This window comes from Pseudoalteromonas espejiana DSM 9414, from assembly GCF_002221525.1.
Classification (GTDB): domain Bacteria; phylum Pseudomonadota; class Gammaproteobacteria; order Enterobacterales; family Alteromonadaceae; genus Pseudoalteromonas; species Pseudoalteromonas espejiana.
In genome coordinates, this window is sequence record NZ_CP011028.1 from 2,622,167 (window position 1) to 2,643,950 (window position 21,784).

The window sequence follows — 21,784 nt, forward strand, 5'->3', positions numbered from 1 at the left end:
TACGACAAACCCCACCCGTTCCTATTAAAATAACAAGAAAAACAAACACTTCTTCTACAATTTAATAAAAAACAATATGTTAAATTTATCAGCGGGCAATTTTTATTCAGACTTTTTTACTAGTTCTATAGCGTAAAATGCTAGAAACCCCTTATTTTATCTGGTAAATTAGTGCGGTGTATAAAACAATAATAAAAATTCCATAATGGAAATTACACGATTAAGGACATAGCGTGAGCGCCTCGTTTAAAATTATTTTTAATGGTCAGTTACATCAAAATGCTGACATTAGCACTGTTCAAGATCAACTTTGTCAGTTTTTAAAAATCCCCCATAACGTTGCTGTAAAATTATTTGATGGAAAAGCTTATGCCCTCGTTAAAAACCTATCGAGTATTGATGCAGTTAAAACTGAGGTTCAATTAAAAAACTTTGGCTTAATCACTAAAGTTGAGCCACATGCAAAAATCACCGCGGTTGAAAAACCAGCCCTAAGTAAACAGCTGATTGTTACAAAAAACGACTCTGCCATAAAAGCCGCAACGAGCAAGATTAAAAGCATAAGCCCGCTTATTAATAGCCCAGCTAAATTGCCAAAAATAGCATTACAAAGTGCATTATTTTTTTGTTACAGCTTATTGTTTATCTGTATTATTTGCGCAGCTGTTATAAGTGTAAATACACTGCAAAAAAATATAATTAGTAAACCTGTCGATGTGCTTCCGACATTAAGTTACTCAAATTACAAACAGTACCTTAATAATCAAAATAATCGCACCGAGGTTGCTATAGAAAATAAAGACGATATAGAAAATCTTCAAAAAGAGCCGCAACAGCATGTTAATAGTTACTTTGCGAGCTTTTCATCACTAATAAATAACTACGCAGATATATTAAATCAGCCCAACATAGAAAGTATGGGGGGTGAGAAGTTGAAGCAGCACCTGCAAGAAATTGACGCGCTCGGAGACACACATTTATTTTGGCAACAACTAATAAGCTTAGCGAAATCGCTTAATAACGATGCCCATTTAATGAGCCTACTTGCTAATAATGACCCAAACAAAATTCAGTGGATTAATGCCGTTGACTGGATAAGTCAAAGCTATATTAGACAACAGCAAAATCAGCCAAAGGCAATACAATCAACGCCTACTGACACAATGCAAACCGATTCGCCCATTCTCGATCTCACTCTACTCATTAGCTTAATGTCGTTTTTAACACTCATTATTATTAGTATTAAAATGAAAGTAAGATCGATAAAAATGAAGCTAGCCGCAATAAGCACAGAATAAATTAAACCCATAAAAAAACCGCCAACTTGATTGCTCAAATTGGCGGTTTTTTATGATTTTTAAGTAACGAGCTTAAAAACCTGTATTGGTGGAGCTGGGGGGATTTGAACCCCCGTCCGAAAAGCCTCGACCGTCGGTACTACATGTTTAGTATTGTCATTTAATTAACCTTTAAGTCCCGGACAAACACGGTAAGTAAAGGCGAGGCTGCTTAGTTTTAACGCTTCAACCCCAGCCAGGGTTTCCGTCGCGATCAGGTGTTAGGGTGACACTCCAAAATCCAGTCCACAAGAATACATGGAAGGAGCGCTAGCCAGCCTAAGCTGCTAGAGAGTAGTTATCGTCGTTTGCGATTACTTTAAATTGCGGCTTTTTTACGAGGCAAACCGCACCTCGACATGCACCTCAGGCTTCTTGAATTCCGTCGAATCCTAATCAGCCCCTGAAATATGAATTTCTTTCAGTGAGGCCAGTATAACTGAGTAAACTACTGATATTCAAGGGGTGCGGCACTTTTATTTTAACTAAGTAAATCAACTGAACAGTAAATAAGCACAAACGCGTGAAAATGCAAACTAATGATGAACATTTACTTAACAAGTCGATTAAGTTGTGCTCAAATAAGGAGTTAAATTTTCGTAAAGGTTTGAGCCTTTAGTTGTAAAATTAAAAAAATAATAACAGGCATATTGTGTAGGGAATAAATAAATGTCGGTGTTTTTACTAAATAAGCAAACAGGTGAAGTGTCGCTCTCTTCACACCCAATTGATAGTGGGTTTCCTGTTACGGGAGCTCAACTTATAGAGCTCCTCGAGCAATCAGATTACTGCGAGTTTGAAGTGCTCTCTGGTAACATCGGTAAGTTATTTTCTCCCAGCAAAAATTATCAGCAAGAATCATTAGTTATAGCCAAGGCAGCGGACGCAACAATAGCTATTAGTGTTGATGAAAAAAACATGGTTGCAGAGGCCATTATTACTACAGCCAAGGGCGGTGCGCTTTTGTCTATGGAGGCTGCTCAAGCTGCTTTGGCTGAAGCAGGCGTAAAAAAAGGGATCAGTCCGCGAGCACTAGATACTTGTTTAGGCCAGCAGTTTTCTCACTCATCGGGTACATCTTATCGTGCAATCGTGGCGCATGGCCGCAATCCTAAAGAAGGCACAGATGCAAAATTTGTTCGCCTTTGTTCTACCGCGCAAGACCGAGTACTAAGTCCACAAGCTAAAGAAGGTGGTAAGGTTGATATGAAAGACCTTGGCGCTATTATCACAGTAAAGCCAGGTACGCCTTTAATGCAGCGCGTTAGTGCTACCCCCGGTGAAGATGGCTATACAGTTTTTGGTGATATGATTAAAGCAACGCCAGGTAAAGAGCATCAACTTCAGCCATTTGACGGCACTAAAATAGACCCAAATAACCCGAATATTCTCATTGCAGACTGTAAAGGTGTACCTGTAGCCTTACCTCGCGGTATGCGTGTTGATGATGTTTTATGTTTTCATAATGTTGATGTTAGCACCGGCCATGTTGATTTTGATGGTAGCGTTATTATCTCTGGTGATATTAAAGATGGCATGCGCGTAAAAGCAAATGGCGATATTACCGTATTAGGATTTGTTGAGTCAGGCATAGTAGAAAGCCAAAGTGCTGTCACTATTATGCTTGGCGCTATTGGCAGAAACCGCGAAAACGAAGAAGCATTTACCTGTAAGATAACAGCGCAGCGTACTATTTCGATAGGTTACGCTCAATATTGCCACATTAAAACAGCGCAAGATTTGTTTATTGAGCGCCAAGCTCTGCACTGCGATTTAAGTGCTCGGCGTTTAATTCGTGTAGGCAAAGCAGGTAACCCGCGCGGTAAAATTATTGGCGGTAATATACTTGATGCAATGCGTATTGAAACGGGAGAGTTAGGCGCGCCAGCGGGTACCAAAACCCGTGTGTTTTTAGCTCAAAACTGGCATGAGTTGCGCTCAAAACAATCGCAAATAATTGATTTTGAGAAGGTACTAGCTAGTAAAACCTCAGCCCTTAAACAAGCCAGAGAAAAAGCGGTAAAAATTCCTGCTCCTGCTCAACGTCAACAATTATTAGATAAAATAACAGTTAATGAGCAACACATTAAAACTCGGGCTTTACATGTACAAAGGCAAAAAAGATTGGTGAAACAAAAAATTGCTCAACTGCTAGCAACTAGCCGCCTAAAAATAAATGAAATAATGCACCCGGGTGTGGAGCTTAAAATAGCAAAAGACACAAAGCAGTTTTCGCGTATTTACCCGCCCCACTTAGTTAGGCTCTCAGAGGGAAAAATTACTCAGTCGTTTTAACTTCTGAGGTAGTTTCATCCTCTTGTGCGTCACTTTCTGGCAGTGGCGCTAAAGGCCAGCCGCCCAGCTCTTGCCATCTATTTACTATTAAACAATACAGCTCGGCGGTACGCTCTGTATCGTAAAGAGCAGAATGCGCTTGGCTGTTATCAAATTCAATTCCGGCAGCTCTACATGCTTTAGCAAGTACCGTTTGACCCAGTGCTAACCCCGCTAGCGATGTGGTATCAAAGCTCACAAATGGATGAAATGGCGTACGTTTAATATTATTACGTTCAATGGCTGCATTTAAAAAACCGTGATCAAATGCGGCATTATGCGCAACCACAACTGAACGTTGGCAGCCTGCTGCTTTTTGCGCTTTGCGTACAGCTTTACATATTTCTTTTATTGCTTCGTCTTCAGGTACTGCACCACGTAATGGGCTAAATGGGTCTATGCCATTAAATTCAATAGCCGCTTGTTCAATGTTTGCCCCTTCAAAAGGCTCTACGTGAAAGTGCACGGTATGATCTATGCTGAGTAACCCTTCGTCATCCATTTTTAATATTGATACAGCAATTTCTAGAAGTGCGTCGGTTTCTTTATTAAATCCGGCCGTTTCTACATCAATAACAACAGGGAAAAAGCCACGAAAGCGTTGTGCGAAAAGTGTTTGCTCAGTATTTGCCATAGTCTTCTTGGTTTATGAGGATAAGCTCACTATTATGTCAAAAGTGGGGCCTACTCGGCTAGGGCTTTATAAATTATTTAATTTATATATTGTAGGCATGCTATTTGCTTTTAAAATATTGCTACCCATATTGGTTATTAATTTAGCCTAACTTTTGTAGCACGCCAAAATATTGGCTTAGTTGATTAAGTGGAGCATTTTATGAAGTTTAAGTTGTTATTTATTAGCGTTAGCCTAGGCACAGCTTTATTAAGTTGTAGCTCACACGCGGCTATGCGCCAGTACAGTGCAACTCAAGATAACTCAAATTGGGAAGTTGTAAAAACAACCCGCCTACAATGCCAGTTAAATCACGAAGTTCCCTACTACGGGGAAGCAATATTTAAAGCATCTGCAAGTAAAAATAAAAACTTAACCTTTAATTTAGATATGGTTGTTCGCCCCGATAATTATAATATTGCTGGGTTAAAAGCAGTGCCGCCGGCATGGCGTGCAGGCTTGCCAGCTCGTGATATTACCAATATGAAGTTACTTAAAAAGTTTGACGGTGAATTAGCTAATAAACCCGCATGGGAAATGCTGACTGAGCTTGAAAAAGGGTTCCACCCTACTTTTTATTACCAAGACTGGCAAAATAGTGCCGATAAAATTGCCGTGGGTATTTCAAGCGTTAATTTTAAGCAAGCTTACTGGGCTTTTTTGCAATGTCGCGATGAATTACTGCCATACAGCTTTGAAGATATTTCATTTACCATAATGAATTACCAGTCAAATAGCAGTAAGCTCACTAAAGAGTCGCAAAAACGCTTAGACAAAATTGCTGAATATTTAAAAAATGATACAAGTATAGAATCTATAAGTATTGATTCTTACACCGATAGCTATGGCGGACGATGGAATAACCTAGACTTATCACGTAAGCGCGCAAAAGCGATTAAAGACTACATGGTAAGTATTGGTGTTGACGAAGCAAAAGTAAAAACAACTGGCTTGGGCGAAAAACGCTTTGTTGATACAAACGAAAACATTTTAGGGCGCGACAAAAACCGCCGATTAATTATTCAAATTGCAAAAATGTAATGCTGCTATTTTAATTTGCTTCGTTTTAATACTGTATCGCCAAATTGAAATAGCGCTAAACTTAAAAATATAATTACGGCCCCAATAATAAGCTCTTGGCTTAAAGGTTCATTATTTAAAAACGCACCTAGTGCTAATGCAAAGCTAGGCGTAATTAAGCTGCTTAGTGCAACGGTACTGGCATTTAAATTTTGCAGTACATGAAAATACGCCAGCGCCCCTACAATTGAGCCAAAAATGCCTAAGTAAGCAATACTCCACAACGAACGTGCATTCCAAAGCGTTACACTAATTTGCCCATCCACCAGCCACCATAAAACAGCAAATAATGGAGTTACAAATACCAATGCGCCGAAAGTAGTCGCCATAGGGTGAATCGCTATTTTTACGCGCTTGATCATAACGCTGCTTAAGCTAAATAAGGTGACCGCCAGTAGCACGTATAGCAAGCCAACCCCTTGCGTTTGAGAGGTTTGTAATTGGTTATAACTAACAAAATATAATCCAATTAAAGCAAAGCTAAGCCCAATTAACTTACTAGGGCTAAATTTAGGCTCGTTAAGTAACCTTTGAGCTAAAAAGCCAGAAAGGATTGGCGCTAAACCAAATACCAGGGAAATAATACCAGAGGGCACAGAAGTAGCCGCCATATAACTAAGCGACATCCCGCCAAATATACCCACACTCGAATACGTATAAAGCACACAGGCGTTTTTATTCCACGGCACACGAATATTAGCAATAGCCACTATTAAACCTGCTACAAATAAGCCTATGATCATTCGCATTAAAACGGCAAGAGTTGGCGCTACTGTTTCGCTACTCCAAACAATACCAAGTGGTGTAGTGCACCAAATAATAACGAGCAATAGATAAGATAGTTTTACTGGCACACGCCATTCCTTTGCACTTTTAAATAGCCTTATTAGGTAAATTATACGTCTGTAGCTAACAGCGAGTACATATATAAAACGCTAAAATACAGCTGTACATTCAAACTTACATATAAATGACAGGCAATTATGACAAAACTATTTATGTTTAGTGAAACTAGTTATATCTTGAGTGCCTCTCACACATTTTAGGATAGTTAAGTGCTTAAAAATAAAACAATAGGTAGCATGTTAATTGTTGCAGGTACCACTATTGGCGCAGGAATGCTGGCGTTACCAATAGCCTCTGCAGGACTTGGATTTAATACTGCACTCGCGCTAATAATAGCGAGCTGGTTATTAATGACCTACACCGCCTTACTCATGTTGGAACTTCATCAACATGCGCCAAGAGACGCAACGCTCAATACTTTAGCTAAAAAGTGGCTTGGAAAACGAGGGCAATACATTGCTAACTTTTCAATGGTATTTTTATTTTATGCACTGTGCGCTGCATACATTGCAGGTGGCGGAGCGCAGTTACAATCGCGTATAACCACTGATTTAGATATAAACATAGCCCCACAAGTTACCTCTATTTTTTTGGCGTTTGTTATAGCCGTTGTGGTAACACTGGGTACCAGTAAAGTAGATAAGTTAAACCGTGTACTATTTAGTATAAAAATTATCGTGCTAGGCAGTTTGTTTTATATGCTCACTCCCTATGTACAAGGTAAACACTTACTAGAAATGCCTGTAGAACAAGGGCTTATTTTATCAGCATTACCGGTTATTTTTACTTCGTTTGGGTTTCATGGGTCTATTCCTTCTATTGTTAAATATGTAGGCCTTGAAACTAAAGTACTGCGTAAGGTCATGATTGCAGGTGCCGCTTTACCGTTAGTTATTTATATTTTTTGGCAATTGCTAAGCCAAGGCATCATGCAGCAAAGCGACTTATTAAGCAGTAATGGCTTAACAGGTTTTGTAAGCAGCGTGGCAAATATTGCGCATAACCCACATGTTACTACGGCTGTGACCTTATTTGCCGACTTAGCTTTAGCGACCTCTTTTTTAGGCGTAAGTTTAGGGTTATTTGATTTTTTTGCCGATGCCCTTAAAAAAGGTGACAACACGTCTGACAGAATTAAAACAGCGCTAATTACGTTTATTCCGCCATTGGGGTTTGCACTATTTTACCCGCAAGGATTTATTATGGCACTAGGCTACGCCGCGATTGCACTTGTTGTACTTGCAATCTTTTTGCCGGTATCTATGGTGTATAAACAACGAAGTGCAGGCACCCTCTCAGGCTATAAAGTTCGCAGTGGTAATGTTGGATTAGCTATTGCTGGCTTGTGTGGCGTAGCAATTATTTCAGCCCAGTTATTACAAATGATGGGAGTTATACCCGCTATTGGTTAATAACGTAGCCCCTTAAACGTTAAGGGGCTATATTTAACCGTTTAAAATACGATTGATTTACCCCGCCCAGATTTTTCAGATGCAGCATCTAGCTGCCCATTTTTATTAATAATAACCTGCAAATCACCAAAACGACGCTCATCTAGGGTGTAACCCATTTTTATAAGCTCTGCTTTTGTATTTTCACTAAGTCCTGCATGTGTTCTGATCACATTTTTAGGCCATAATTGATGGTGAAATCGAGTACTGTTCACAATATCAGCTGCGCTCATATTAAATTCAACCGCATTTAAAATAGATTCATACACAGAGCTAATTATGGTTGTGCCGCCCGGTGAACCGGTGACCATTTTTACGGTGTTGTTTTGTAGTAAAATTGTTGGTGTCATAGAGCTAAGCATACGCTTATGTGGTTGTATTTCGTTTGCTTTACCGCCAATAGCACCAAATGCATTCATAGCACCTGGTTTGGCACTAAAGTCATCCATTTCATCATTTAAAATAAACCCAGCGCCTTCTACTACAACCCCACTGCCAAATCCTAAATTAATGGTGGTTGTGTTTGCTACGGCATTGCCCATTTTATCAATAATTGAAAAATGCGTAGTTTGCTCGCTTTCTTTAAGGCCTGGTTTTATATTTTCGGTGGTAGAAATAGCCGTTAAAGAAATACTTTCACTACGTTGCTCAAGGTAATTAATATCTGTAAGTGCTGACACTGGCACATTAAAAAAGTCGGGATCGCCCAAGTACTCGGCTCTATCGGCAAATACGCGCTTACCTATTTCAGCAAGTAAATGCACATATTGCGCTGAGTTATGAACTACACCCATGTTTGGCTTTTTAAGCTCATACATTTTTAGCCACTGCAAAATAGCAATACCACCTGAGCTTGGTGGCGGTGATGTTAATACTTCATAACCATTCCACTTGGCCTTAATTGGTATGCGTGATTTTGCGGTATAGTTTTTTAAATCAGCTTGGGTAATGATTCCACCGTGCTGCTGCATAAAGTTCGCGATAATACGCGCAGTTTCGCCTTTATAAAACCCATCTTGGCCTTTGTCTCTTATGCGCTTTAATGTCGCTGCTAGCTCCGGCTGTTTAAATACTTTATTCGCTTTTATGCCTGCAAAATATTTTTCAAAATTCACGTTTATTTTTTGCTTTTGCAAGTTAGCAATATACCGCTCTACTCCATTGGCTAACTTAGGTGGCACCTTAAAGCCCTGCTCTGCCAACGTAACCGCAGGCTGTACCAAGGTTGCCCATTTTAAAGTGCCGTGTTTTTTATGGGCGAGCCACATACCTGCTACGCTGCCTGGTACACCACTGGCATGAATGCCATAAATAGATTTATTTTTTATTACATCACCTTGTGCATCTAAGTACATATCGCGGTGAGCTGCTTGCGGGGCTGTTTCTCTGTAGTCTATAAAATCGCTTTTACCCTCTTTTTGAATAAGCATAAAGCCACCACCACCAATATTACCGGCTTCGGGTAAAGTCACAGCAAGTACAAATTGCGCTGCAATTGCGGCATCTACTGCATTACCACCTTGTTCTAATATATTTTTAGCTGTATCGGCGCTAAATGAATCTGGCATTGCCACTGCGCTTTGGCTTACTTGCTCAGCCTGTAAAGTAAAAATACAGAGCTGGAATAAAAATACACTTTTGGTAAGTAACTTAACTGGTGAAAAAAATAACCCCATACAACATCCCTAATTTTATTTTATATTTTTAAAACCACATTTATGCACACCACCAAAGGCTAGGTCAATGTTTATACAACTAAAGTTTATTTAAAGGTTAGAGGTTTTTGCTATACATAACGGCCTCTAAATTACCGTGTTCATCGGTATGCGCGTAGCTTTTTACAAATACCATACCTAGCTTTTGCATTACCTTAATTGAGCCGGCGTTTTGAGCAATTGCAATGGCAGTTATCGTTTTTATATCGGGTTGTTTAGCAAGTTCATTACATAAAGCGGTGGCGGCCTCAGTTGCATAACCATATCCCCAACTGGCTTGTTTAAAACGCCAGCCTATTTCTATGTCGCTAAAATCTGGAGTTTGTGTAAAAAAATGCATGGGCCTTAATAATACCCAGCCTATAAATGCGTTATCTTCTTTTAATGTTACTTTCCAAAGACCCCACCCTTTGTTTTCATTCCTATAGGCGAGCATTCTAGGAATCCCTATTGTTTTAATTTGCTCTTGTGTTGTGGGTATACCCCGGTTTATATATTTCATAACAGCAGAGTCTTGGTCTAGCTCAAACAATAGCGGCCAGTCGTGTTCGTTCATTAATTGAAAATTTAATCGCTTTGTTACAGGTGTGTTCATTTTCATTGTTCTATAGTTAACGTGAATTAATTATTTGTCTCTAAGGAGAGATAGCACATGAACAAATTAGCAGGTTTAGCTTTATTAGGCACTTTAATTACACTTACCGGTTGTGAAGACGCACAAGAAGTGAAAGAAGATGCAAAAGATAAAAGCGCTCAAATGCAAGAGCAGCTTGGTGATACATGGGATGACGTAAAAGATAAAGCCAATGAGCTTAAAAATGACGAGTCATTAAATGAGCTTATGGAACAAAGCAAAGCTATGGGCTTAGACATGTATGACGATGGCAAAGAAATTGCGGTTGATGCATGGATAAAAAGTAAAGAAGCCGCTGGCGAACTAACTGAAAAAACTAAGCAAAAAGCACAAGAAATTGCACAAGAAATTGAAGAAGCACGCGAAGCGCATTCTCAAGAGCAATAAGCTTTAATAGTTTTATTATTAAAAAATTAGTGCTTTACAAAAAAGGCTGTAAATATAACTATTTGCAGCCTTTTTAGCTTTATATACAAAGATGTTTGAGCTATAAAATTAAATTGCTTCTTCGTCTTCTTCAGCGGTACGAATACGTACTACACGCTCCACATCAGTGACGAAAATTTTACCATCGCCAATTTTGCCTGTTTGAGCTGTTTTAACAATAACTTCAATAGCACGCTCTACGTCTTCATCTGTTAATACAATATCAAGTTTTACTTTAGGTAAAAAATCAACCATGTACTCAGCACCGCGGTAAAGTTCTGTATGGCCTTTTTGACGACCAAAACCCTTTACTTCGCTTACTGTCATACCCGTTATACCCACATCTGATAAGGCTTCGCGTACGTCGTCTAATTTAAATGGCTTGATGATGGCTTCTATTTTTTTCATGTTCACTACTTTTTAAAGCTTTAGTTGCCTCGATTTTAGACAATCATGGAGTTCATAGCAAACAAAGCGATTGAATTCGATGATAAAACAATCAGTCATGGTATAATTAAATTAATAAACCTAGCTATAATAACAAGCGCAGTAAGAGAGAATACGATGAAAAAGTACCAAAACGGTTTAACTTTATTAGAGCTAATGGTAACAGTGGCCATAGTTGGTATTATTGCCTCAATAGCACTTTGGGACAGCAGTGATATGCTTGAGGAAAACAGAGCGGAAAATTTTTTACTCGAGTTAAAAAGAAATATTGCATATGCACGCTCACAAGCAGCGAGCACAGATGAAATAGTAATTGTATGTCCTGTTCCCAGAGCAAAAACACTTGGCACTTCCAATCTCACATGTCAAAGTGGTTGGGGCTCAACTAATACTGTGATCTTATTTATAGATGCTAATAATAATGATAACTATGATAGTGCAAATGATAGCCTGCTGCGAGTAATGCCGGATGTGTCTTCTAATGACAAAATAAAATTCACTGGTGATAGCTATCTTCGTTTTGATACTAGCGGACGAATTACAACAAATCTTACCGACCCAAAAGTTGATAAGCTGACCGGTTTTATTTATTGTCCGAATAGTGATAACAAAAACAATAAAGCACTTAACGTATCGGTCTCTGGTACAGCTTTTTATCGTGGTGACACTGACGAAGTCTGTGTAAAAAACACACAGGGTTAGCTTGTTATATTTGTGTCATTTACTAGACTGAGTTAATCATTTATTAATTCAGGTCTTCAGGGATGAGATTATCAATATCAAAAAATAAAGGAATAACACTTCTCGAATTAATGGTATCGATGGCTGTTGTTAGTGTTGTCAGTCAATTATCTATGTGGTTTTACCCAGATTTTTTAGCTAAAAACCGCTTAGATAACCACGTAAACCTTCTACACCGAAACATAAATTATAGTCGTTTATATGCTATTGAGAATGGCACTTACGTCACGCTTTGCGCACTAAAAGGCAGTCAATGTACAAAGGACGAATGGGATGGTCAAATGTCACTGTTTATCGACAAAGATAAATCAACGACCCTAGATGATGACGAGTTACTCTTAAGTACTATCGAGGATGTCCATGATGCTGATACTTTAGAGTACCCCCGTAGCGCTATTACTTTTCGCCCGGATGGGTCTTTAAATGGCTTTCAAAATGGGACTTTTATATATTGCCCCAATAGTGATAAAGCCAATCTCGAAGGATTGGCTTTATCTGTAAGTCAAACGGGTAGAATTCGTATTAAATCAACTGATAAATGCCAAAAAAAGTAATTTAAATTATCTTCCCCAGCAGTAGTCAATATCTGCTCCCTTGTTTGTTTTTGCCCCTTGCGCGCCTTTAGTACCTATATCAGTTATAGATAATGCAGTGCAATCACCATCTCCTTCTACCGGCCCTGCCACAGGTTTTGCAGTGATTGTAAAAGCATTCTTATTCATCACTTTAATCGTTAATTCAAAATGTTTATTCTCGGTTTTACTTTGTAGACCTAAATCAGTAAATTCCTCTGTATATTCCCTATTATCAACAAAATACTGTTCTTCCTTGTTTGCTGCATCTAATAATGCTGCAACTGCCTCCGCACGCGAGGCACGCTTTACATACTCTGTATAATTAGGCAGCGCAATTGCTGCAAGTATGCCGACGATAGCAACGGCTATCATCAGCTCAATTAAGGTAAAACCACGTTGTTTTTTTATCATTTAAGCCACCTTAATCATCTTCATTCTGTATGTTTTCATCATTTTCTTCACGTTTATAAATATAGGTCTGCTGAGTTTTAAAGCCAAAGCCAACTGTGTCATCGTCATTAACTAATTGTACTGTACCATCTACAACGGTTAAACCCGGGCCCATAATCTCAACTGGCTTCATTGGGTTTTCGGCATTTTCACCTTTAATACCAGGGCCAATAAGGTAAAACTGGCTTTCTTGGGTTACTTCGATCGTAGGGTTATCGTCACACATACCGTCACCATTTCCATCAGCACACGATGGGCCTTCGCCAAAATAAAGTTGGGGCGTATCTGGCACCTCAGTACTTGTAGCGAATTTCAAATCGTCGTAAACTTTAGTACCGTAGTGCAAATGAAATGCATAAAGGGAGCCTCCTCCTCCACTGAGTGAACATTGATTTTTAGTTGATGATTCAGATGCAGGTGTGAAAGATGTAAAATAAGCAACTCCACCAACAACGTTTGCCGCAGCTAACGACTTTTCTCCAGCTGCTAGACTGTAACGCCACCCTTTAAACTTTCCACCTAACTTGGCTTCTAGTTCAATAAAACTTGCTTTATTGTCTAGCGCATTACCAAATGGGTCATCATTCATATTCATTAAGTCAGCTGGCTTGATAACGGAAGGCTCTGTGCCTTTAAATGATTGCGTAACCGTATTTTCATCTCTTATCATAAACAATTGATCTGAGGTTTTAGTATCATTAGGGTTCGTTCTTTTACCACTACCAATGACAATAGCATCATAAGGGGTATCTAAGCGGGTAGTTTCACCCCCTTTTATTGTCACCTTACTAAACATAGTTCTAGCAACTAAAGGCTTGTAAAAAAAACGCCTATCGACTCCAACACCTAGCTCAGCCAATTTATGATGGCTAAAGTTTGCGGTTTTATCACCAGGCATATCGATGCGCCAGATATCCCCCCCAGTGTCTGCTGCATATATTCTATCAATATAGCCATCATAATCAGAATCCAATAAAGTTACATCGGCTGCCATGCTATGTTTACCATTAAAATTGCCATCATCAAGCAAAGACCATAATCTATTTCCATTGTTTGCATCAACAATATATACATTATTGCCCACAGAATCTTCACCTGAACCTGTATCTTTATTCTCATCGTACCCACCACCAAAAACGAGTACTGGTTTATCCCCAAATGCTCTAATAAATGCTACCTGTGGTTTAGACCAAGTTTGGCCAAGCTTAGCAAATTTTCCTTCACCACCTTGTATTGTCCATTTTAGTTTAGGGTCATCTGGGTCAGTAATATTAAAGCCGTAATAGTTTCTTCCACCACGTCGCATGCCAGCAAAAGCCCATACATTATCTCCTTTTGTCGCATCTACAATACCATCGTTAACATTATCACTATTGAGACTATCATTTTTAGAGTACACACTAATAGGCCCGTCCATGCCATAAAGCTTACCTGTATCCTCACTACGTAAAGGCTTAATAATATAGTACAGCTCAGAGGGGATGAACGCCCAGCTTTCAGTTACTTTATTATTGTTATTATCGTCTTTAAACATATGTAAAAAGCCGGCATTAGTACCAATCAATATACGTATGTCGCCATTACCATAGTCGATTGCCACGGGCTTAGAATGCAAAGGATCGCCAAAAATATCACTACGTTGATCTGTGTTAGAGCCATCGTTATCTTCATCATCAACATCGATCCCCATAGCCCACTTTATATCTGAACTGGCTAGGCTAATAGGGTTATTGCTGACTAAATCTAAAATATCACTCACAGTGCTGGTCGTAAGTTCAACTATATCGCCTTGCTTGTCTGTATAGAGGTTACGCCTATCTTCAGCAGGTGATCCTGTTAGTGAAGACAATTGGTAGTTTACCCCCCCTTGTGCTACTGAGTTACCATCAGCAGATTGGCCATCAGGTAACCAGAAAGTTTTGGCATCAGTGTCAATTAAACCATCATCACCTAGTGCGGGGTTGTTTTTAGCGTCTATTATAGTATTACCAGACACTTTTAATTTTTTTAAGTTACCACGCCAACGTGTAGATTTATCGGGGTAAAACATAGAAAAATAGATTGCATCCCCGCTTCGGGTTTGATCAACATTATTGCTACTAAATGAGGGTGCTATGAAAGTAGCGTTTTCTTTTCTAATTTGAGAAATTGTATTTGTTAGCGCAGAGGAAAGTGCAGTCGCTGATTTTGCTTCAAAATAATCCCCCCCTCCAACTTTAGCTGCTTCTTCTAAAAGTTCGAGTGCATTTTCACCCATTCCATCACCAAAACCTATAGTGAATAGCTTTCCCGTATCAAGAGTTTCAGAAGTTTCAGGGTATAAGTCAACAGATGTAGTCTTTGTACCATATAAAATTTTTGCTAATGCTACTAAATAACTTTTGTAACTTCCAAAAGAGCTCCCATTACTTCCAAATACATCTTTATGTTCATTTTTTATACTGTCGTCCGCTTCATCATCATTTTGAGGTTCACCATCTGTTATAAGGATAATATTGATGGAATTGTCACAGCGCAGTGGACTTCCTTGATCCTGTTCGAAAGGTGATGTGTACCGGTTATTTTTATCAATGCTTTTATCTCTGTCGTTAATACTCTTCGCAAACCTAAGCCTTTGTCCTGTAATATATAAATATGCTTCCCATAAAGTTTCTGTTAATGGAGTTGAGCCGTTCGCAGGAAGTTTATCGATTTCATTGATTAGCTCCCCTTCATTTGCCCCTATTCCTGCAAGTACATAGCCCCCACCTGGTTCTTTACCTGCATTATAATTAAAACGCATTAAACCGAAATCAATATCTTCATTACTCTCAATTAAACTTTTTACAGCACTTTTCGCAACCTCAAGCCTTGTACTACCTCCATCAACACAACTTGGTTGATAGTTTGGGTTGTTTCTACTCCCACTATTAATATAGCATTGTTCGTTATATTCTCTGTACCTACTTTTACTTTCATAACACGCCCCCAATTGCTCATATGAAGCATAATATCCAAACCTCCAGCTCCATTTCAGCCTCTTTATATAACATTGTTGGCTTGTACCTGGTGAAGAAACCTTCTCGTCCATGCTTCCGGAAGTATCAAAAATTAATAATACTCGCGGTTTTTCATCTAACTCTACATTTTTATTTACGTAAATTTCGATATCCTCAGCAGTAGCTAGTGAACTAAAAGTGAAAACCAATAAAGTAAATATATTCCTATACATAATTTCCATCTTAAATCCCCTTTCCTATACTCGCCATTTCTTGCGCAATTCCTGTAACTATAGTGAGAGAGTGCTTACTTTTAGAGCCATACTCTATAGTAGTAGCCACTTGAATCATGTTGCACGAAACCCCTGCAGTATAACTATAGCTACGAGGGCAATTAAGCTCTAAGGAACCACGATTCATGTTCGTCATTATGCTTTTCATATCGTGTCCTGCCTCTGTAATGTCTTTCTCGAGTATATATTTTTTATTACCGTCACTATCAAACTTACCGGTATCTGTTTTTGTTTCATCTCGAGTAAGAAAAAAGTTACTATCAGCACCCTTTTTAGCTTCTGACGCAATCACTCTTAGCACTTCCCCAATCAATTGGTTTTCAGCAACTTCTCGCTCTTGCGCTGCATTGGTAATTTTTATATCAACCGTACTACTACTCATAAGAGTAACTGCGATACCGGTAACAGCTATCACCATAATTAATGCTGTTAAAAGCACAACTCCTTGCTGCTTACTTGGTAACAACTTTAAATCTTCCATAGATTACCTCCAACATTACTTAAACGAATAGTTGTTGTAAAAACAGTTCTTCTATAATTATCATTAAAATTTAACTCTCGCTTTCCAGCTCCCTCACCTAAAATATATTTTTGATTTTTAAGTTTAATCCCCGGGTCTGGTTGAAGTGCACGGATTAATAAAAAAACTTGCACCGTCAAAATACCTTTGCGATTTTCCCATTCAGCAGCAGTGATTGTGCTGGCGCTTTTATAAATATCAACTCGACTGTCGCTATTCGTGTCTAATCCAAACAAAAAACGCATATTTTCGACCCCTTCCATTATCGTTTCAGAGGTCATTTTTCCATTTACTAATCGTTTTCGTCTTAATGCGGGAACTTTTATTTTTTGATTATTTACTAAATATTCTTCTTCTTTAATATAATAAACGTGATGACTGTATGGCCAAATAGTTGCATTGATATTTGTCGGGGTATATTTGCCGGTTACAAAGCGTGCTTGTTCTTGTTCTGCGATAAAATAATTTATTTTATCGCTTGTAGTATTGGTACCTGCAACAGCATCATATTGAGGATCACCCTGTAAAAACTTAAGCTGAAGTATATCGGTCTCTTTATTATCAGGAGGAATAATGCCATCGTTTATGCAATTCAGGTTATCTTCACTCTTGGTTGTTTTTGCATAAATAGTGCGAAAATTACTACTACTGATTAAATTTGGAAAGCTGCCATTATTAACTCCCTCTGAGCAATCGCCTGCTACCCCCATCGCGGTTACCGTTGTGTTTACTGCGGTAAATGAATCATCATAATAAGTGCCCCAAAAGCCGACTTGCTCTATATCGCGCTGCATAATATTAATGGCTAAACGACCAGACTCTTGTAGTTCGCCTATCGACATTGTGTCTTTCGTAGTTGTTTTCATACTGATAAAAGTAAACATGACACCGCTCAAAATCAAACCACCAATAAATAGTGAAATCATAACCTCTACAAGAGTAAACCCTTTTTGCTTCATGTTAACTCCTGACATATATATAACTTGTTAAAACTACTAAACGGCGTTTATTGTTAGATTTATCACCACAGGTAACTTTTCCTGTAACTGCATTCGCGTTAAACTCTTGGCGGCCTTGCCATGATATGATTACTTCAATATTAAACCCTTTGCCTCCAGTATCAGCCACTGAAGTTGGATTTATACATATTGTCGCATCATCTAAAGTCCCTGTATTTTCACTAGCTCGAATGGCACGCTTCCACTGTGTTATATCTAATTTTGCTATATCAGAAGAGCTACATATTGCACCAAAGCAACTCGAGTAAGTATTACTATTCGCTGAGCTTTTTATAACGCCTTTGTAATCTTTTATTATATCAATGGTATCATTTGCTCTAATGCGCTGAATAATATCATTACCTAATGCCACCGCGGCTGCGCGTTGCATAGAGTCAAAGCTTGCTTGTTTAGCTTTTGCTTGCAGTGCAACGGCACCTAATAAGCCAAAGCTTAAAATAATAAATGCAATTAGCACTTCAATTAAAGTGAAGCCTTTTTGAGGTTTTTTGTGAGGTGAATGCATAGTAAAACCAAATAAATTTTATCTGATTATAAGTTTATGCATTAAAAAATAAGATGCAATGAGTACTAGGATAAGCGGCTATATTTGTTGATAAACGGTTAACAGCTACTAATTTAAAATATTTTTTACCGCTTTTAACTCGCGCCTGCTTACTGTTAATTGCTGAGCACACCCTGTAAGTTCAACACTATGTACGCCAGCACTGGGCGTATGTAAAGCCAAAAGCTTACTTTTATTAACCAATGTATTTCTGTGTATCCTTAATAACTGGGTAGGATAAAGCTGTTCGAGCTGTTTTAAACTCACCTCTATTAGCGCCTCGCCGTCATTAAATACCATATTTGTGTATTTTTCTTGGGCGTTAAAATAAAGCACATTATCAAGCTCAACGCTTTTTAAGGTACCCCCTAATTGATAGCTTATTTTAGTAGATTGCTGTTTTTGCATATGTGCTTTATTTAAGCGCCCTACTTGCTCTAATGCTTTGTTAAGGGAGCTCTGCGTCACGGGCTTTACTAAATAGCCTGCGGCACTTAACTGCAGCGCATCAAGGGCGTGTTCTGGATGGGCTGTTACAAATATAATCGCAGGGGGCATACTCAATTTGTTAAGCAGCCCTGCCACTTCTAGCCCATTAAGCGTTGGCATATCAACATCTAAAAACACTAAATCTGGCTGAGTTTGATTAATAAGGGTCAGCGCTTGAGCGCCATTATCCGCCTCACCTAGTACCGTTATGTCGTTATTAATTAATAGTAAGCGCTTTATTCTGCCACGTGCGAGTGATTCATCGTCAATAATTACAACGTTCATTTGTTATGCTCAAATTGTTTAGGGATCACCACTTTTACTCTAAATATATTATTTTTATTGGTTATAGAAAGCTGGGCTTTATCTTTGTAGTACATAGCAAGGCGCTGCTTAATGTTCTCAAGCGCCATTCCATTATTAGGCCGTTTTGAAGCGTTACTCAGGGTAATTGGGTTAGATACAATAAGGGTTAAATAGCCTGTAGTCACATGTAGCTCTACCGTAATAGTAGCCCCAGTTTCACTTGTCTCTACTCCATGGCACACTGCATTTTCTATTAATGGCTGCAATGTTAAACAAGGAATGCTTATATTTGGCAATTGTGGAGGTATTTGCCAATTAACTTTTAACCGGTTACCAAAACGCCATGTTTCTAATGCTATATATTGTTTTGATAGGGTCAGCTCATCTTCTAAAAGAACACGCTGGCCAGAGCGCATAGCTGCTTGAGAAAGTGCTGCAAGCGCTAAAATAGCTTGCTCTGCGGCATCAGCATCATGATGAGTCAGCTCCGCAGCCGTATTTAAGCTGTTATACAAAAAGTGCGGTCTAATTCTCGCTTGTAGTGCATCAAGTTCGGCGCGCGAAAGCGCTTTTGTTTGCTGCTCTTTTTCGAAATAGATTACTAAAAATTGCACAAACAAAGCCGTTATTAAAAATACAATAAGGCAGTTGCGCAGTACAAAATATAAGTAAGTTTCTTGATTAGTAACGTCTAAAAAGTAACGAGCACACAAAAAGCTAAATAAAGCAGTGCTTAGTAAAAACGTAGTGAAAAAGGCAAAAAGTTGGTTTGTGTGTGACTTTTTTTGTAAAAAATCTCTACAAAAATATAAAGCAGAAATACTAACTAAAACAGTTAAGTGTAAAAATAAACTAATGACACCAAGCCCTTGCCAACTATCCCCTTCAACAAAAGGGGCAAACGCTAAAATAGTTGCAATAACTTGGGTAACAACTAACGAGGCAAGTACACCTCGCTCATTAAAAAGAGCCGAAAAAAGCAATGCATCAATTTGAGGCAACTTGCTCATAACGGCTCTCCTTGTAATCTAAATAGTTAATTTATATAGATTAACGCAGCTCAACAGGAACAGCAAATACGATATTTTCTTCTTCCCCTGGGTTTTCTACAACCTGCTCACCACCCAGCTCTTTCAAGCGTGATATAACTTGTTGTACAAGTACTTCTGGGGCAGATGCGCCAGCGGTAACACCCACAGTTTTTGTACCATTAAACCAATCAGCTTGAACATTGGTTGCATCATCAATCAGGTATGCAGTAGTACCCATTTTATCAGCAAGCTCTCGTAAACGATTAGAGTTAGAGCTGTTTTTAGCACCCACAACTAAAAGCACATCAACTTTATCAGCTAAATCACGCACCGCATCTTGGCGGTTTTGTGTGGCATAACAAATATCATCTTTACGCGGGCCATCAATGGCAGGAAACTTCTCTCGCAGAGCATCAATCACATCAGCAGTATCATCTACCGACAGGGTTGTTTGACTGCAGTAAAATAAGTTTTCAGCATTTTTAACGTTAAGTTTGGCAACATCTTCTGCGGTTTCTACTAAGTAAATACCACCCTTCTCGTTGTCATATTGACCCATAGTACCCTCAACTTCAGGGTGACCATGGTGACCAATTAAAATGCATTCAATTCCCTTACGGCTAGCGCGGGTCACTTCCATATGTACTTTAGTAACTAATGGACATGTTGCATCAAACACTTTTAAATCACGGCGCTTCGCTTCAGAGCGTACCGCTTGCGACACACCATGGGCGCTAAAAATAACGATGCTGTCGTCAGGTACTTGATCTAGCTCTTCAACAAATACTGCACCGCGGTTTTTTAAACCATCAACCACATAGCGGTTATGTACCACTTCGTGACGAACATAAATTGGCTTTTCAAAAATATCTAAAGCGCGCTCTACAATGCTTATTGCACGGTCAACGCCCGCACAAAAACCTCGTGGGTTAGCTAATAAAATATCCATTAGCCTTGCACCTCAATAATGTCTACTTCAAACGTTAAACGTTGACCCGCTAGTGGGTGGTTAAAGTCTATTGTTACCGACTCACCTTGCACTTCACGAACAAGCCCTGGTAACTCAGTACCGTCTGGCTGAGTAAAAGCAATAATAGCCCCTACTTTAGCCGGTGTTTCTGCACCAAACTTACTGCGCTCAACGTAATAAATGTTATCTGGATTAGGCTGGCCAAAGGCATCTTCTGGCTCAAGTTCAAATGTTTTACTTTCACCAGCAGTTAAACCTAACAGGCATTTTTCAAAGTTAGCCGTTAAGCTACCATCACCCATTGTTAATTTTGCAGGTTTGTTATGAACCTTTGTAGAGTCTGCGGCAGAGCCATCTTCTAACTTAATAGAAAAATGAAAAATAACTTCTGAGTTTTCACCAATTACAGCTTGGCTCATGCTTTATGCTCCTTCGGACTTTCGCCTGTAAAGGCATCAAATAATAATAATGCGGCACCAATACAAATTGCGCAGTCGGCAATATTAAATACTGGAAAATGCGAGTTTTTATAAAACACATGTATAAAGTCAATTACATAGCCATATGCAACACGGTCATATAAATTACCAATAGCACCGGCAAGTACTAATGCATAGGCGCTACACAGTATTTTATTCGTCGCCGGTAAGCGTTTTAGCCACCAAACTAATAAGGCACTAATGGCTATAGCAATAAAGCTTAAAAACCATCGCTGCCAACCGCCCGCTTCGCTTAAAAAGCTATAGGCTGCACCATAATTATGTACGTAAGTAATACTAAAAACGGGTAGTAAATTAATCGACTCTTGATAAGCCATGGTATTTACAACAAGTGTTTTGCTGGCAAAGTCTATTACAAGTAGTAATAGACTTAACCAAAGCCACACTAAACCACTTTTTTGGGCTAGTTTGCTCACTAAGTAAAG

The 21,784-nt window shown here is 38.9% G+C and carries 22 protein-coding genes and 1 other RNA gene; 7 read left to right on the forward strand and 16 right to left on the reverse strand.

What is annotated here, in order from left to right; all coding sequences use genetic code 11:
• Nucleotides 1-233: 233 nt before the first annotated feature.
• On the forward strand, nt 234-1,298 hold the full coding sequence (locus PESP_RS11985) for a hypothetical protein (protein ID WP_089348212.1): 1,065 nt from the start codon (nt 234-236) through the stop codon (nt 1,296-1,298).
• Nucleotides 1,299-1,384: 86 nt separating this feature from the next.
• Here PESP_RS11985 and ssrA read toward each other — a convergent pair.
• Nucleotides 1,385-1,741: a transfer-messenger RNA gene (gene ssrA / locus PESP_RS11990) on the reverse strand.
• Between the two features lie 265 nt (nt 1,742-2,006).
• Here ssrA and PESP_RS11995 point away from each other — a divergent pair.
• Nucleotides 2,007-3,632, forward strand: coding sequence for a flagellar assembly protein A (locus PESP_RS11995; RefSeq protein ID WP_089348213.1), 1,626 nt, complete (start codon nt 2,007-2,009; stop codon nt 3,630-3,632).
• On the opposite strand, the gene rnt is transcribed toward PESP_RS11995, so the two are convergent.
• The gene (rnt, locus tag PESP_RS12000) at nt 3,616-4,305 is read right to left on the reverse strand and encodes a ribonuclease T (RefSeq protein ID WP_089348214.1); all 690 of its coding nucleotides are present in this window, start codon (nt 4,303-4,305) and stop codon (nt 3,616-3,618) included. The two genes, PESP_RS11995 and rnt, sit on opposite strands and share 17 nt — an antisense overlap.
• Before the next feature lie 201 nt (nt 4,306-4,506).
• Between rnt and PESP_RS12005 the strand changes: the two genes are divergently transcribed.
• Nucleotides 4,507-5,385 (forward strand): flagellar protein MotY, encoded by an 879-nt coding sequence (locus PESP_RS12005; protein ID WP_089348215.1) that lies wholly within the window; start codon nt 4,507-4,509, stop codon nt 5,383-5,385.
• A gap of 5 nt (nt 5,386-5,390) precedes the next feature.
• Here the strand turns inward: PESP_RS12005 and PESP_RS12010 are convergent, their stop codons facing one another.
• Complete coding sequence (locus tag PESP_RS12010) at nt 5,391-6,278, reverse strand: DMT family transporter (protein ID WP_089348216.1); 888 nt, start codon at nt 6,276-6,278, stop codon at nt 5,391-5,393.
• A 201-nt stretch (nt 6,279-6,479) separates the two neighbouring features.
• On the opposite strand from PESP_RS12010, the gene PESP_RS12015 reads away from it, so the two are divergent.
• Nucleotides 6,480-7,682, forward strand: coding sequence for an aromatic amino acid transport family protein (locus PESP_RS12015; protein ID WP_089348217.1), 1,203 nt, complete (start codon nt 6,480-6,482; stop codon nt 7,680-7,682).
• Nucleotides 7,683-7,723: 41 nt separating this feature from the next.
• Here PESP_RS12015 and ggt read toward each other — a convergent pair whose 3' ends face one another.
• Both ggt and PESP_RS12025 read right to left on the reverse strand, forming a co-directional pair.
• Nucleotides 7,724-9,397 (reverse strand): gamma-glutamyltransferase, encoded by a 1,674-nt coding sequence (ggt, locus tag PESP_RS12020; protein ID WP_089348218.1) that lies wholly within the window; start codon nt 9,395-9,397, stop codon nt 7,724-7,726.
• A gap of 97 nt (nt 9,398-9,494) precedes the next feature.
• The gene (locus PESP_RS12025) at nt 9,495-10,037 is read right to left on the reverse strand and encodes a GNAT family N-acetyltransferase (protein WP_089348219.1); all 543 of its coding nucleotides are present in this window, start codon (nt 10,035-10,037) and stop codon (nt 9,495-9,497) included.
• Nucleotides 10,038-10,088: 51 nt separating this feature from the next.
• Here PESP_RS12025 and PESP_RS12030 point away from each other — a divergent pair, with 51 nt between their 5' ends.
• Nucleotides 10,089-10,457 (forward strand): hypothetical protein, encoded by a 369-nt coding sequence (locus PESP_RS12030; protein ID WP_089348220.1) that lies wholly within the window; start codon nt 10,089-10,091, stop codon nt 10,455-10,457.
• A gap of 108 nt (nt 10,458-10,565) precedes the next feature.
• Here the strand turns inward: PESP_RS12030 and PESP_RS12035 are convergent, their stop codons facing one another.
• Nucleotides 10,566-10,904 carry a P-II family nitrogen regulator gene (locus PESP_RS12035; protein ID WP_004588371.1) on the reverse strand — a complete coding sequence of 113 codons (339 nt, stop codon included), beginning with the start codon at nt 10,902-10,904 and terminating at the stop codon, nt 10,566-10,568.
• Between the two features lie 156 nt (nt 10,905-11,060).
• On the opposite strand from PESP_RS12035, the gene PESP_RS12040 reads away from it, so the two are divergent.
• Together PESP_RS12040 and PESP_RS12045 are read left to right on the forward strand one after the other, a co-directional pair.
• The gene (locus PESP_RS12040) at nt 11,061-11,645 is read left to right on the forward strand and encodes a GspH/FimT family pseudopilin (RefSeq protein ID WP_089349166.1); all 585 of its coding nucleotides are present in this window, start codon (nt 11,061-11,063) and stop codon (nt 11,643-11,645) included.
• Between the two features lie 62 nt (nt 11,646-11,707).
• A complete protein-coding gene (locus PESP_RS12045; RefSeq protein WP_089348222.1) occupies nt 11,708-12,238 on the forward strand; it encodes a GspH/FimT family pseudopilin in 531 nt (176 codons plus the stop codon).
• Between the two features lie 6 nt (nt 12,239-12,244).
• On the opposite strand, the gene PESP_RS12050 is transcribed toward PESP_RS12045, so the two are convergent.
• From PESP_RS12050 to lspA, 10 genes are all read right to left on the reverse strand, one after another.
• The gene (locus PESP_RS12050) at nt 12,245-12,670 is read right to left on the reverse strand and encodes a type IV pilin protein (protein WP_089348223.1); all 426 of its coding nucleotides are present in this window, start codon (nt 12,668-12,670) and stop codon (nt 12,245-12,247) included.
• Nucleotides 12,671-12,680: 10 nt separating this feature from the next.
• Nucleotides 12,681-15,929 (reverse strand): PilC/PilY family type IV pilus protein, encoded by a 3,249-nt coding sequence (locus tag PESP_RS12055; RefSeq protein ID WP_371862709.1) that lies wholly within the window; start codon nt 15,927-15,929, stop codon nt 12,681-12,683.
• Nucleotide 15,930: 1 nt separating this feature from the next.
• Nucleotides 15,931-16,461 (reverse strand): pilus assembly PilX family protein, encoded by a 531-nt coding sequence (locus PESP_RS12060; protein WP_089348224.1) that lies wholly within the window; start codon nt 16,459-16,461, stop codon nt 15,931-15,933.
• Nucleotides 16,449-17,459 carry a PilW family protein gene (locus tag PESP_RS12065; RefSeq protein WP_089348225.1) on the reverse strand — a complete coding sequence of 337 codons (1,011 nt, stop codon included), beginning with the start codon at nt 17,457-17,459 and terminating at the stop codon, nt 16,449-16,451. The genes PESP_RS12060 and PESP_RS12065 overlap by 13 nt, the downstream gene beginning before the upstream one ends.
• A gap of 1 nt (nt 17,460) precedes the next feature.
• Nucleotides 17,461-18,024: a type IV pilus modification protein PilV gene (pilV, locus tag PESP_RS12070; protein WP_089348226.1), complete on the reverse strand. Its 564-nt coding sequence runs from the start codon at nt 18,022-18,024 to the stop codon at nt 17,461-17,463.
• A 108-nt stretch (nt 18,025-18,132) separates the two neighbouring features.
• A complete protein-coding gene (locus tag PESP_RS12075; protein ID WP_089348227.1) occupies nt 18,133-18,837 on the reverse strand; it encodes a LytR/AlgR family response regulator transcription factor in 705 nt (234 codons plus the stop codon).
• Nucleotides 18,834-19,868, reverse strand: a complete 1,035-nt coding sequence (locus PESP_RS12080) for a sensor histidine kinase (RefSeq protein ID WP_089348228.1) — start codon at nt 19,866-19,868, stop codon at nt 18,834-18,836. The genes PESP_RS12075 and PESP_RS12080 overlap by 4 nt, the downstream gene beginning before the upstream one ends.
• A gap of 40 nt (nt 19,869-19,908) precedes the next feature.
• Nucleotides 19,909-20,838, reverse strand: a complete 930-nt coding sequence (gene ispH, locus PESP_RS12085) for a 4-hydroxy-3-methylbut-2-enyl diphosphate reductase (protein WP_089348229.1) — start codon at nt 20,836-20,838, stop codon at nt 19,909-19,911.
• Nucleotides 20,838-21,278, reverse strand: coding sequence for an FKBP-type peptidyl-prolyl cis-trans isomerase (gene fkpB, locus PESP_RS12090; RefSeq protein ID WP_089348230.1), 441 nt, complete (start codon nt 21,276-21,278; stop codon nt 20,838-20,840). Before fkpB ends, ispH begins: the two co-directional genes overlap by 1 nt.
• Nucleotides 21,275-21,775: a signal peptidase II gene (gene lspA / locus PESP_RS12095; protein WP_089348231.1), complete on the reverse strand. Its 501-nt coding sequence runs from the start codon at nt 21,773-21,775 to the stop codon at nt 21,275-21,277. Before lspA ends, fkpB begins: the two co-directional genes overlap by 4 nt.
• Between the last annotated feature and the right edge of the window lie 9 nt (nt 21,776-21,784).